Below are 11,989 nucleotides of genomic sequence, written 5' to 3' on the forward strand. Positions count from 1 at the left end.
CAGGTTAGCAGAATCAGTGCTAATTGGCAACGGTTCAGCTGAAGACGTATGTCCCGGGGGCATTCTCGAGGACCGGATGCGCCTCACTGCCGAGGGACGGAGGTGTAACCAGCGCGCCCGCACGCTTCGTCGACCACACCGTCCAGTCCTCCCACCACGACGCCGCCGTGTGGCGAGTCGCCTTCTCGTGCCACGACTTCGGATCCGAGGGAAGCTCGGCCGGCTCGTCGTCGGGAGCGCCGACAGCTTCGAACCAGGCCTTGGGGCTCGGCGGGTTGACGGCACCGGCAACGTGTCCGCCGCTGGTGAGTACATACCGCACGTCGCCACCCAGCAAGTTCACGGCCTTGTACGACGACGTCCACGGAACGATGTGGTCGTTGATCGCACCCACGATGTAGGTGTCGCAGGTGACGTCGGAAAGGTCGAGCACCGATCCGTCCAGCAGATACTTCTTCTCGGCGAGTTCGTTGCGCCCGTACAGGGTTCGCAGGTAATGCGAGTGCATCGCAGCAGGCATCCGAGTGCTGTCCTCGTTCCACGCGAGGATGTCGAACGCGGCCGGCTTCTCGCCCTTCATCCACCGCGACACCCAGTAGTTGAAGATCAGGTCCTTCGCTCGGATCATGTCGAAGGTGCCGCCCATTTCGGACCCGGACAGGAACCCCTGCCTGCTCATGCGGTACTCGACCTTGTCGAGCGTCGCGGGGTCGGTCAGCAGTGCCAGTTCGCCGACCTCGCTGTAGTCGAGGAGGGTGTTGAGCATCGTGAACGCGCTGATCCGCTTGTCGCCGATTGCGCCCAGTTTCGCTGCGGCCATCGCGGCCACTGCGCCGCCGAGGCAGATCGAGAGCACCTCGATCCGCGGGGCGCCGGTGATCTCTTCGACCACGTCCAAGGCAGTGGCGATGCCCTGCCGGTAGTAGTCGTCCATCGTGATGTCCTGCATCGTTTCGTCCGGGTTGCGGTACGAGATCATGAACACCGTGCGATTGCGCTGGATCGCCCACTCCGCCAGGCTCCGGCCCGGGGCCAGATCGAGGATGTAGTACTTGTTGATCCACGGCGGCGCCGCCAGGATCGGGATCTCGTGGACCTTCTCGGTCTGTGGTGCGTACTGGATGACCTCGATCAGATCGTTGCGGAACACGACCTTGCCCGGGGTTGCCGCCATGTTCTCGCCGAGGGTGAATGCGTCGCGGTCCACCTTCAGCGGAATCCCCTTGCGGTGCACCAGGTCGTCGAGAGCGAATTTCGCGCCACGGAACAGGCTTGCGCCACCCGTGTCGAGGGCACGCACGAGGACACCCGGATTGATCAGGAAGTTCGACGGTGCGAGCGCATCGAACATCAGATTCGCGAACTGGCGGGCCTTGGCATCGGCCATCGCATCGCCCTCGCCTGCGTCGACGAGCTCGTCGACGTACTCGCGGGTCGCGAGGTAGCTCTGCAGCAGCGAGAAGTACGCGGGGTTTTCTTTCCAGGCCGCATCGGAGAACCGGCGATCCTTCGGGTCCTGTGGCATGGGGGACTGAGGGTCGCTCGCGTTCCACACTCGGGTCGCCGCCGCAGGGATGTGTGCGAGACGGTTGGCGTACTCCGTGGTCGCCTCGGCGACGGCGCGCGGATTCTTCGCGGCGCGGCCGGCGACGGACGCCACGGCCGGACCCCACCCGATGGGGTCGAGCGACGAGGAGATCTTCTTCTGCAGATTGTTGAGCACCGGGGCAACTCCAGAACTGGGTCGGTTGGTTACCTCGAGGCTGACACCTCCGCTCGGGGCGCGCACCTTACCGCAAGGTACATGCCGAGTGCACGTTGGGTTGTGCGCGACCTACACCGCCCTGACCTGCCGCCCACCGTGAGTAAAACGCCTGACCTGCATGAATGTGAGTCTGCTCACTCGGTGTCGGAATGTGAGGAGCCGCCACCGCGTCGTCGCTTTGCGACCGTGACCTCCCGGAATGCCTCGTACATCTCCTCCAGAGACCGCCGCTGGGCATTTGTCAGATCCGGGTCCTCGCGAAGTGCCTTGGCCACCGCCGACTCCCCGTCGGTCTCCGGAGTCACCTGTGACACCAGCGCGTCGGCCGACACGTGCAACTGCTCCGCAATCGCATGGAGGACGCGATCGCTCGGCGCCCGCAGATTCCGCTCGATCTGCGACAGATACGGATTCGAGATACCCACCATCGACGCCAGCTGGCGCATCGGAAGTTCCGCGAGTTCGCGCTGGCGTCGGATGAGTTCACCCAGGGTCGTCGGGCGCTCGTCGTCCTGCTTCATGTGGCCAGCATAAGGTCGGTGCCGCCCCGAACCGGCCCCGTCGGATGAGAGGAGCGCGACAGCGACACGGCCGGGGCGCACCCGCGTGTGGTCAACCATCTCTTATTGCGGATAATGGGAGACGTTCCCTGATCAGCGAGAGAGGACAACTCATGCTTGCCCGCACCGACCTGCGCGGTCGTACTCCCACCACTGCGGAGCTGAGGGGCGCATTGCCCCGCGGCGGAGTGGACGTGGACGCGGTGCTGCATCATGTTCGTCCCGTCGTCGAGGACATCCGCGATCGCGGCGCCGACGCGGCGCTCGACTACTGCGAGAAGTTCGACGGAGTCCGGCCCGACAGTGTTCGCGTACCGGCCGCCGAACTCGAACGTGCCCTCGCCGAGATCGATCCTGCAGTGCGCGCGGCCCTCGAAGTCGCCATCGAACGCACCCGCAAGGTGCACGCCGACCAGCGACGCACCGACACCGTCACCGAGGTGGTGCCCGGCGGCACCGTCACCGAACGCTGGGTGCCGGTCGACCGGGTAGGTCTGTACGTGCCCGGCGGAAACGCGGTCTACCCGTCGTCCGTCGTCATGAACGTCGTCCCGGCGCAGGCGGCAGGCGTCGAGTCGCTCGTGATCGCCTCGCCACCCCAGAAGGACTTCGGCGGACTGCCCCACCCGACCATCCTCGCGGCAGCCGCACTGCTCGGCGTCGACGAAGTGTGGGCGGTCGGCGGCGGCCAGGGCATCGCGCTGCTGTCCTACGGCGGCACCGACACCGACGGCGCCGAACTCGCGCCCGTCGACATGATCACCGGCCCCGGCAACATCTACGTCACCGCCGCCAAACGGCTGTGCCGCTCGGTGGTCGGCATCGACGCCGAAGCGGGCCCCACCGAGATCGCGATCCTCGCCGACCACACGGCCGACGCCGTGCACGTCGCCGCCGACATGATCAGCCAGGCCGAACACGACGTCATGGCCGCGTCCGTCCTCGTGACCACGAGTCCAGAACTCGCCGACGCCGTCGACACCGCGCTCGCCGCACAGCTCGAACTCACCAAACACCGCGAACGCGTCGCCACCGCACTGTCCGGAAGCCAGTCCGGCACGGTGCTGGTCGACGACCTCGCGCAGGGCCTGAACGTCGTCAACGCCTACGCGGCCGAACACCTCGAGATCCAGACCGAGAACGCGTCCGCCGTCGCCGCGCAGGTCCGGGCGGCCGGAGCGATCTTCGTCGGTCCATGGGCTCCGGTCTCGCTCGGCGACTACTGCGCGGGCTCGAATCACGTGCTCCCCACCGCGGGCTGCGCGCGTCACCAGTCCGGGCTGAGCGTCCAGACCTTCCTGCGCGGAATCCACGTCGTCGAGTACAACGAGGCAGCCCTGAAGGACGTCTCCGGCCACGTCATCACCCTCGCGAACGCAGAGGATCTGCCCGCACACGGAGAAGCAGTCCGACTGCGCTTCGAGGCACTGAAGTGAGCGCGGCGATCCCGGGCGGCGCGATCACACTCGACGACCTGCCGCTGCGTGAGAACCTGCGGGGCAAATCGCCCTACGGCGCTCCGCAGCTGACGGTGCCGGTCCAACTCAACACGAACGAGAACCCGCACCCGCCGACGAAGGCACTCGTCGACGACGTCGCAGAATCGGTTCGCGAGGCAGCGACACAACTGCACCGCTATCCCGATCGCGACGCCGTCGCCCTGCGCACCGATCTCGCCGCCTACCTCACTCGGCAGACCGGCATCACTGTGGCGCTCGAGAACGTCTGGGCGGCAAACGGATCCAACGAAGTGCTGCAGCAGGTCTCACAGGCGTTCGGCGGACCGGGCCGCAGCGCAATGGGATTCGTTCCGTCGTACTCGATGCACCCCATCATCGCCGACGGGACGCAGACCGAGTGGCTGCCCACTTACCGGCGCGACGACTTCACCCTCGACATCGAAGCCTCCGTCGCCGCGATCCGCGACCGGCAGCCCGACGTCGTGTTCGTCACGAGCCCCAACAACCCGACGGGCCACAGCATCCCACTCGACCAGCTCCGCACGATACTCGACGCCGCCCCCGGCATCGTGATCGTCGACGAGGCATACGCCGAGTTCTCGGCAGTGCCGAGCGCGCTCGCACTGATCGACGAATACCCGGCGAAGATCATCGTCTCCCGCACCATGAGCAAGGCCTTCGCCTTCGCCGGAGGCCGGCTCGGGTATCTCGCGGCAGCCCCGGCCATGATCGACGCGCTGCTGCTGGTCCGGCTGCCGTACCACCTGTCGGTGATCACGCAGGCCGCTGCGCGGGCGGCATTGCGGCACGCCGACGCCACGCTCGGCTCCGTTGCCGAACTGGCCGCGCAACGCGACCGCGTCGCAGCCGCGCTCACCCGGTTCGGCTACGAGGTGATCCCGTCGGATTCCAACTTCATCCTGTTCGGACGCTTCGCCGACGCCGCTGCCACCTGGCAGCGGTACCTCGACCACGGCGTCCTGATCCGGGACGTCGGCATCCCCGGCCATCTGCGCACCACAATCGGACTCGCCCACGAGAACGACGAACTTCTGCGGGTCAGTGAGCTACTCGCCGCAACCGAAATCGAGGAAACCCGATGAGCGATCGCATCGCCAAGGTCGAACGCACCACGAGGGAGTCGAGCATCACCGTCGAGGTGAACCTCGACGGCAGTGGACGCACCGACATCGCGACTGGCATTCCGTTCTACGACCACATGCTCACCGCGCTCGGTCAGCACGGCTCGTTCGACCTGACCGTGCACGCCGAGGGCGATGTCGAGATCGAGGCACACCACACCGTCGAGGACACCGCCATCGTGCTCGGTCAGGCGTTCAACCAGGCCCTCGGCGACAAGCGTGGCATCCGTCGATTCGGCGACTGCTTCATTCCGATGGACGAAACGCTCGCGCACGCCTCCGTCGACGTCTCCGGCCGCCCGTACTGCGTGTTCACCGGTGAACCCGACTACATGGCGCACTCGGTGATCGGCGGCTACCCGGGTGTGCCCTATTCGACTGTGATCAACCGGCACGTGTTCGAATCGTTCGCCTTCCACGCGCGCATCGCGCTGCACGTCCGCGTGCTCTACGGCCGCGATCCGCACCACATCACCGAAGCCGAGTTCAAGGCCGTCGCGCGCGCATTGCGTGAGGCCGTCGAACCGGATCCGCGCGTGAGCGGTGTGCCGTCGACCAAGGGCAGCCTGTAGTCGATGGACGTTCTTCTCACCTACGCCTGCTTCCTCGCAGCGGGGATCACCGCCGGCGGCACCTGGTCGATGTGGAAGTCCCGCAATCTCCTCTTCGCAGGTGTGCTCGCCGCGATCACGGTGCTCGCCGCGATCGCGGGTGTGCTCAGGTTGCTCTGACGTGGCGCAGGACAGTCCGCCACTGCTGAGCGTGCGCGGGCTTCCCGCGGCGTGGTCGCTGTCCGGGGCGGCGTTCGGCGGTTTCTCCCTGCTGCTGCCCGTCGTGCCGTGGGCCATCGCCGAAGCCGGCGGGTCCGACGCGCTCGCGGGGTCCGTGACAGCGGTGTTCATGCTCACCACAGTCCTCACTCAGATCGCGATGCCGCGACTGATCCGCGCCTACGGTCACCGCGCGACGTTGATCGCGGGCTGCCTTTTCCTCGGCCCGCCGTCGTTGCTGTTCCTGCTGTCGATGGCTCCAGCGGCGGTCCTCGGAATCTCCGCGGTGCGCGGGATCGGATTCGGCATGATCACCGTCGCTGCGGCGGCGCTCGTGGGTGAACTGGCACCTCCGCGTCTGCTCGGTCATGCCACGGGGGCGCTGGGCGTGAGCATCGCCGCAGCGCAGATGATCGGACTGCCCGCGGGGCTTGCCATCGCCGAGCGTTTCTCGACCACGCCGGTGTTCGTTCTCGGCGCGATCGTCACATCGGTCGGCCTCGTCGCCGCCTTCAGGCTCCCGGCGACGCACGCGAGAGCAGCCGCGCCGCCCGGTCGCATCCCGATCCGGGTGCTGCTGTTCCCCATGGTGGCGGTCGGAGCAGGGGCGATCGCCTACGGCGGACTGACCTCGCTCCTGCGCATTGCGGTCGCCGACCTTCCCGTCCCGACCGCACTGGCCGTGCTCAGCGCGTCCACCCTCGTCGGGCGCTTCGGTGCAGGTGCTCTCGCCGACCGGTTCGGTGCAGGCCGGATGCTGCCGGTCGGTCTCGGTCTCGCCGCTGTGGCGATGGTGCCGTTCGCACTCATCGCCGACGGCCGGGCAGGCACCGGTGCCCTGCTCGGCGCCTCGGTGTGCTTCGGTCTCGGCTTCGGCATCGTGCAGAACGAAGCGCTGCTCATCGCCTTCCGCCGCGCAGGTTCCGGGCACATCGGGTCTGCGAGTGCAACCTGGAACATCGGCTTCGACGCAGGCACCGGCATCGGATCCTTCGCGCTCGGCGCCGTCGCGGCTGCGGCCGGATATCCGGCGGCCTTCGCGGTCGCGGCGCTGCTCGTCCCCACACTTCCGTTGCTCGCGCGGCTCGCCGGCCCATCCGAGCGTCCCCGTCCCTCCACATAGAATCGACAACCATGAGCGCAACCACGGTGGCCGTCCTCGACTACGGCTCGGGCAATCTCCACTCCGCGACCCGGGCTCTTGCTCGCACCGGCGCGCACGTCGAAGTCACGTCCGATCCGAAGATCGCGCTCGCCGCGGACGGCCTCGTCGTCCCCGGTGTGGGCGCATTCGACGCGTGCATGCGCGGCCTGCGCAGCGTCGGCGGCGAGAAGATCATCGGCACCCGGCTCGCCGGTGGCCGCCCGGTCCTCGGAATCTGCGTCGGCATGCAGATCCTGTTCGAGAAGGGCGTCGAACACGGCATCGAGACCGAAGGCTGCGGTGAGTGGCCCGGAACCGTCGACCGTCTCGACGCGTCCGTCCTGCCCCACATGGGCTGGAACACCGTCGAGGCGCCGAAGGACTCGGTCCTGTTCGGAGGAATGAACGACGATGCGCGTTTCTACTTCGTCCACACCTACGCGGCGCAGACCTGGGAGCTGCCCGAACCCGAACGGATCGCTCCGCCTCGGCTGACCTGGGCCGAACACGGCAGCCGGTTCCTTGCCGCGGTCGAGAACGGACCGCTCTCGGCGACCCAGTTCCACCCCGAGAAGTCCGGTGACGCCGGCGCTGTCCTGTTGAGGAATTGGGTGGACTCCTTGTGAGCAAGCCCGAGGGGAGCTTGTGAGTAGACCCGAGGACAGGGATGAGCCGACCGGGGACCTCTCGATCGGCAAGCTTGCACTGGCGTCGCTCGGCTCGGCCGCGGCAGTGCTGCTCGTCGCGACTCTCGTCATCGTGGTGCTGCGACCGGAACCGGTGATCGGCCTGATCGTCGCACTGGCCGGGGTCGTGGGCGCGATCGTCGCGATGGGAATCGTGTCCAAGAGGATGACCCGGAAGGCGTTCGGTCCGGGCTCGAAGTGACGGCCGTGAGAAGGTCAACGGCTCCTTCCACCTTCAACGTATATCCGACACCGGGGCTTGCGGCAAGCCCCCGTGCATGCTCCACACTCGTCGTCCTGGGCCGAAGCTGTGCACCTCACGGCATCGTTCGGCCGGGAGAGGGGCGAGATACATGTCGGTCGACGGACCACACACTGATCAGCGGCACGAGGAAGAACTCGAGGTCGAACGACGCTACGTCGCGAGCCTCTACACACGGCTCGACGCCGAGCGCAGTGATGCGAAGGCCCGCTATGTCGCGGCAATGCGCGGAAACGGGACCTCCCCGATGGAACGCGACATCGAGGTGCGATTGCAGGCGCGAGCGGTCGAGCGGCTGGACGTGGCCGACAGCGGGTTGTGTTTCGGGCGGTTGGATGCGACTTCGGGCGAATGCTCCTACATCGGGCGGATAGGGCTCCTCGACGAGGCGAACGACTACGAGTCGCTGTTGCTCGACTGGCGTGCACCGGCGGCGCGACCGTTCTACGTCGCCACCGCCGCGAATCCCGAAGGTATGAGCCGACGCCGCCAGTTCCACACCCGTGGAAGGAATCTCGTCGACTTCACCGATGAATCACTCGGCCGGCCATCGGACCACGAGACCCGAGACGCGGCCCTGCTCGCCGCGGTCACCGCGCCGCGCGGCGACGGCATGCGCGACATCGTGGCGACCATCCAGGCCGAACAGGACGAGATCATCCGCCTCGACCATGCGGGCGTGCTGGTGATCGAGGGTGGTCCCGGAACCGGCAAGACCGTGGTGGCGCTACACCGAGTCGCCTACCTTCTCTACACCCAGCGTGAACAGATGGAACGCCACGGTGTGCTCGTCGTCGGCCCCAACTCGGCGTTCTTGCAGCACATCGGGCGTGTGCTGCCGTCGCTCGGTGAGACCGATGTGGTGTTCACGACCACGGGCGACCTCGTCCCCGGGTTGCACGTCACGGCAGAGGAAGCGCCGGACGTGGCGCGGCTCAAGGGAGCATCGACAATCCTCGATGTGCTCGCGGCAGCGATCGCCGACCGGCAGCGGCAGCCACGCGACCCGATCAGGATCGAGTTGACCGACATCACGGTGCGGATCGATGCCGAGACCGTCCGATGGGCGATCGAGGAAGCCCGGGCGAGTGGACTCCCGCACAACGAGGCACGTGAGGTCTTCACCGAGATCATCACGTGGGTACTCACCGAGCGGGCAATCGCACGGATCGGTCGCGGGTGGCTGGATCGATCGGACACGCAGGCGTGGGAGGACATGCGCTCGGACCTGAGCGCGGAACTCGACGAGCACGACCGATTCACGGCGGCGCTCGACGAACTCTGGCCGATCCTGACACCGGAGGAATTGCTGTCCCAGCTCTACACCTCGCGCGAACGGCTCGGCGCGGCCGGCGCCGAGCCCGCCCTGTGGCGGGCGGACGGCGACGCGTGGACGGTCTCCGATGTCCCCCTGCTCGACGAACTCGTCGATCTGCTGGGACGCACCGGGCCCGTCGACGACACCGCGGAACGCGAACTCGCGGCCGAGTCCGCGTACGCCGCGGGCGTGCTGGACGTTCTGGTGAACCGCGAAGACCACATGGACGACGAGGACCACCTGTTTGCCCAGGACATGCTCTTCGGATCCGACCTGGCGGGGCGCTTCGTCGAGCGCGACACCCGGACTCTCGCCGAGCGTGCTGCCACCGACCGGGAGTGGACCTACCGGCACGTCGTCGTCGACGAAGCCCAGGAACTGTCCGAGATGGACTGGCGCGTGCTGATGCGGCGCTGCCCGGGACGATCCTTCACGATCGTCGGCGATCTCGCGCAGCGTCGCTCCGCTGCGGGCGCGGCATCGTGGGGCGAGATGCTCGACCCGTACGTACCCGGTCGGTGGATGTACCGCTCGTTGACCGTCAACTACCGGACGCCCGCCGAGATCATGGCGGTCGCCGCCGGGGTGCTCGCCGGGTTCGCGCCCGGCATCGTCCCGCCCGAATCGGTGCGCGCATCAGGGGTGACGCCGTGGTCGAGGTCCGTGAGCGGCAGCGAAATGAGGTCCGCTGTAGAAGAGTTCGTGCGAGACGAAGCCGGCCGGGACGGCACGAGCATCGTGATCGGGCCAGCGGACGTCGTCGGCGCGGTGCCCCCATCGGAGACCAAGGGCCTCGAGTTCGACGCGGTCCTCGTCGTCGAACCCGACCGCATCCTCGCCGACGGTCCGCGCGGGCCAGCGGAACTGTATGTCGCGCTGACCCGAGCCACCCACCGTCTCGGCGTCCTGCACCGCGGACCGCTACCGGAAGCTCTGTCCGGACTCGCGGACAGGACTCCACTCACGCCATGACCGCGACCGACGCTCGGGTCAGGACGGGAACCGGACCTGCGCCTGGGTCTTCCCGAGAACGGTGCGTCCCTCGTAGCTCACCGTGATGTCGATCCGTGCGGTGCGCTCGGCGGGGTCGAGGCGGGCGACCTTGGCGGAGATCGACAGGGTCGCGCCGTCGACCGCATCGACGACGACGGGTCGGGTGAACCGCGTCTCGTACGAGATCACCGCGGTGGGATCGCCGATCCACTCCACGACGACTTCCAGTGCCAGGGCTGCGGTGAGCATCCCGTGCGCGAGCACTCCTGGGAGGCCGACCTCGGCGGCAGTGACGTCGTTGTAGTGGATCGGGTTCAAGTCGACCGATGCACCCGCGTAGCGGACCAGATCGTCGCGGGTGATCTTCGGCTGGGCCTTCGCGACGACCGCGCCGATCTCGAGGTCGCCGAATTCGCAGCGGGGGAACGGGCTCATGCGTCACCCCGATGCAGGAAACTGGAGGTCACTGTCGCAACCAGCGCGCCGGTCTCGTCGCAGACCTCACAGATCGTCGAGAGGAACGAATTTCCCGCGCGCTCCGAGACGTCGACGATGGTCAACGTCGTCGACAGATCGTCGCCGGCAACGATGGGCCTGCAGTACTCGATCTTCTCCGAGCCGTGGACCACCCGGTGCAGCTCGATGCCGGTGTCGGGGGACTCCATCAGTTGGGTCACAGCAGGACCCAATACCACGGTGCTGAAGGTCGGTGGTGCCACCACGTCGGTGAACCCGGCTGCGCGGGACGCCTCGACGTCGTGATGGAGCGGGTTCGTCGAGCGTACGGCGCGGGCGAATTCACGGATCTTCTCGCGGCCGACGAGATAGTTCGTCGGTGGGAAGACCCGACCTGCGAGATCAGGGTTCAGGGGTGCCATCCGCAGAGCTTATCGGGGTGTGAGTCCGGGCCGGTGCCGGAATCGTCCGTTGCGGCCGACAATCGCTGCGCGAACAGCCGGCACGAACGTAGAAGCGCCTCGCTGCCATCGATCCTGAAGTCGGCATCGACGAAGGCGAGGATGAGGACGAGCCACTGCCACGAGTCCACATCGAGGCCGACAGCTGTGCGATCGTCGTTCGCGGAGCGGATCCGGGCGTCCTGGAACTTCAGCGCGTCGACTACGTGCTCGACCGGCGCGTCGACCAGCAGATCCACCGGTTCCTTGCCTCGGCGGAGGTTCTGACGAAGGTAAGCCGACGCCGAGTCGGCAGGCAGATCCCGTACCGGGTAGCGGTGCCCGGTACGGACCGGTTCGTGCACGCGGTCGACCCGGAAGACGCGCCAGTCCTTGCGGTGGGTGTCCCAGCCCATCAGGTACCAGCGCAGGAGGTGGTGGATCTGGCGGTACGGGTCGACGCGTCGCTCGGTGGTGTTCCCCGCTGCGTCGACATAGCGGAAGGTGATCGTCTCCCGGTGCGCGATCGCCTCGGCGATGGTGCTCAGGTGCTGTGCGGTCACCGTCGGTGCCTGCTGGGGGCTGGTCTCCAGTCCGGCACGGATCGCGGTGAGCAGCGGGCGGAGACGGGTGGGCAGGAACTGGTCGAGTTTGCCGTACGCCCGGGTCGCCGCATCGTCGATGCCACCTTCTGCGGGCCCCGAAGCGGCGAGTGCGGCGAGTGCCAGCAGTGTGGCGACGGCCTCGTCGTCGTCGAGAACGAGCGGTGGCATCGTTCGCCCGGCGGCGAGTCGGTAGAAACCGCCGGGGCCGGGCTGCGTCTCGACCGGGTACCCGTACCTGCGAAGACGGTCGATGTCGCGGCGCACCGTCCGCGGACCGACTTCGAGCCGGCGTGCGAGTTCGTCGCCACCGATCGCGCGGCCGGTCTGCAGGACAGACAACAGCACGAGCATCCGTTCCGTCACATCGGCCATGCCCCGATTCTTCCCG

General features: G+C 67.5%; 13 protein-coding genes. 8 read left to right on the plus strand and 5 right to left on the minus strand.

What is annotated here, in order from left to right; translation table 11 throughout:
• Positions 1 to 34 precede the first annotated feature (34 nt).
• Both ACFWCF_RS23875 and ACFWCF_RS23880 read right to left on the minus strand, forming a co-directional pair.
• Entirely contained in the window at positions 35 to 1,723 is a 1,689-nt protein-coding gene (locus ACFWCF_RS23875; protein WP_378566935.1) for a PHA/PHB synthase family protein, read from the minus strand.
• 176 nt (positions 1,724 to 1,899) lie between these two features.
• Positions 1,900 to 2,286 carry a helix-turn-helix domain-containing protein gene (locus ACFWCF_RS23880; RefSeq protein ID WP_378566938.1) on the minus strand — a complete coding sequence of 129 codons (387 nt, stop codon included), beginning with the start codon at positions 2,284 to 2,286 and terminating at the stop codon, positions 1,900 to 1,902.
• A 152-nt stretch (positions 2,287 to 2,438) separates the two neighbouring features.
• On the opposite strand from ACFWCF_RS23880, the gene hisD reads away from it, so the two are divergent.
• From hisD to helR, 8 genes are all read left to right on the plus strand, one after another.
• Positions 2,439 to 3,761, plus strand: a complete 1,323-nt coding sequence (gene hisD, locus ACFWCF_RS23885; protein WP_378566941.1) for a histidinol dehydrogenase — start codon at positions 2,439 to 2,441, stop codon at positions 3,759 to 3,761.
• Positions 3,758 to 4,888, plus strand: a complete 1,131-nt coding sequence (locus ACFWCF_RS23890) for a histidinol-phosphate transaminase (protein WP_378566944.1) — start codon at positions 3,758 to 3,760, stop codon at positions 4,886 to 4,888. The genes hisD and ACFWCF_RS23890 overlap by 4 nt, the downstream gene beginning before the upstream one ends.
• On the plus strand, positions 4,885 to 5,499 hold the full coding sequence (gene hisB, locus ACFWCF_RS23895; RefSeq protein WP_378566947.1) for an imidazoleglycerol-phosphate dehydratase HisB: 615 nt from the start codon (positions 4,885 to 4,887) through the stop codon (positions 5,497 to 5,499). The genes ACFWCF_RS23890 and hisB overlap by 4 nt, the downstream gene beginning before the upstream one ends.
• A gap of 3 nt (positions 5,500 to 5,502) precedes the next feature.
• Positions 5,503 to 5,658, plus strand: a complete 156-nt coding sequence (locus tag ACFWCF_RS23900) for a hypothetical protein (RefSeq protein WP_378566950.1) — start codon at positions 5,503 to 5,505, stop codon at positions 5,656 to 5,658.
• Positions 5,659 to 5,689: 31 nt separating this feature from the next.
• Positions 5,690 to 6,820, plus strand: coding sequence for an MFS transporter (locus tag ACFWCF_RS23905; protein WP_378567043.1), 1,131 nt, complete (start codon positions 5,690 to 5,692; stop codon positions 6,818 to 6,820).
• An 11-nt stretch (positions 6,821 to 6,831) separates the two neighbouring features.
• Complete coding sequence (gene hisH / locus ACFWCF_RS23910; protein WP_378566953.1) at positions 6,832 to 7,467, plus strand: imidazole glycerol phosphate synthase subunit HisH; 636 nt, start codon at positions 6,832 to 6,834, stop codon at positions 7,465 to 7,467.
• Positions 7,468 to 7,486: 19 nt separating this feature from the next.
• A complete protein-coding gene (locus tag ACFWCF_RS23915) occupies positions 7,487 to 7,729 on the plus strand; it encodes a hypothetical protein (protein ID WP_378566955.1) in 243 nt (80 codons plus the stop codon).
• A 151-nt stretch (positions 7,730 to 7,880) separates the two neighbouring features.
• Positions 7,881 to 10,079, plus strand: coding sequence for an RNA polymerase recycling motor ATPase HelR (gene helR / locus ACFWCF_RS23920; RefSeq protein ID WP_378566957.1), 2,199 nt, complete (start codon positions 7,881 to 7,883; stop codon positions 10,077 to 10,079).
• Positions 10,080 to 10,097: 18 nt separating this feature from the next.
• Here the strand turns inward: helR and ACFWCF_RS23925 are convergent, their stop codons facing one another.
• Genes ACFWCF_RS23925 through ACFWCF_RS23935 form a run of 3 tightly spaced genes read right to left on the minus strand, consistent with a single transcriptional unit; the run spans position 10,098 to position 11,973 of the window.
• A complete protein-coding gene (locus ACFWCF_RS23925; protein WP_378566959.1) occupies positions 10,098 to 10,535 on the minus strand; it encodes a MaoC/PaaZ C-terminal domain-containing protein in 438 nt (145 codons plus the stop codon).
• On the minus strand, positions 10,532 to 10,978 hold the full coding sequence (locus tag ACFWCF_RS23930) for a MaoC family dehydratase N-terminal domain-containing protein (RefSeq protein ID WP_378566962.1): 447 nt from the start codon (positions 10,976 to 10,978) through the stop codon (positions 10,532 to 10,534). Before ACFWCF_RS23930 ends, ACFWCF_RS23925 begins: the two co-directional genes overlap by 4 nt.
• Positions 10,966 to 11,973 carry a helix-turn-helix transcriptional regulator gene (locus tag ACFWCF_RS23935; protein ID WP_378566965.1) on the minus strand — a complete coding sequence of 336 codons (1,008 nt, stop codon included), beginning with the start codon at positions 11,971 to 11,973 and terminating at the stop codon, positions 10,966 to 10,968. Before ACFWCF_RS23935 ends, ACFWCF_RS23930 begins: the two co-directional genes overlap by 13 nt.
• Positions 11,974 to 11,989 lie beyond the last annotated feature (16 nt).

Source organism: Rhodococcus sp. NPDC060090, from assembly GCF_042729855.1.
GTDB lineage: Bacteria > Actinomycetota > Actinomycetes > Mycobacteriales > Mycobacteriaceae > Rhodococcus.

Excerpts from the sequence above, each read along its gene's own strand:
- ACFWCF_RS23880 (WP_378566938.1), bottom strand. The coding sequence starts at position 2,286 with ATGAAGCAGGACGACGAGCGCCCGACGACCCTGGGTGAACTCATCCGA.
- hisD (WP_378566941.1), top strand. The coding sequence starts at position 2,439 with ATGCTTGCCCGCACCGACCTGCGCGGTCGTACTCCCACCACTGCGGAG.
- hisB (WP_378566947.1), top strand. The coding sequence starts at position 4,885 with ATGAGCGATCGCATCGCCAAGGTCGAACGCACCACGAGGGAGTCGAGC.
- ACFWCF_RS23900 (WP_378566950.1), top strand. The coding sequence starts at position 5,503 with ATGGACGTTCTTCTCACCTACGCCTGCTTCCTCGCAGCGGGGATCACC.
- hisH (WP_378566953.1), top strand. The coding sequence starts at position 6,832 with ATGAGCGCAACCACGGTGGCCGTCCTCGACTACGGCTCGGGCAATCTC.
- helR (WP_378566957.1), top strand. The coding sequence starts at position 7,881 with ATGTCGGTCGACGGACCACACACTGATCAGCGGCACGAGGAAGAACTC.
- ACFWCF_RS23925 (WP_378566959.1), bottom strand. The coding sequence starts at position 10,535 with ATGAGCCCGTTCCCCCGCTGCGAATTCGGCGACCTCGAGATCGGCGCG.
- ACFWCF_RS23930 (WP_378566962.1), bottom strand. The coding sequence starts at position 10,978 with ATGGCACCCCTGAACCCTGATCTCGCAGGTCGGGTCTTCCCACCGACG.
- ACFWCF_RS23935 (WP_378566965.1), bottom strand. The coding sequence starts at position 11,973 with ATGGCCGATGTGACGGAACGGATGCTCGTGCTGTTGTCTGTCCTGCAG.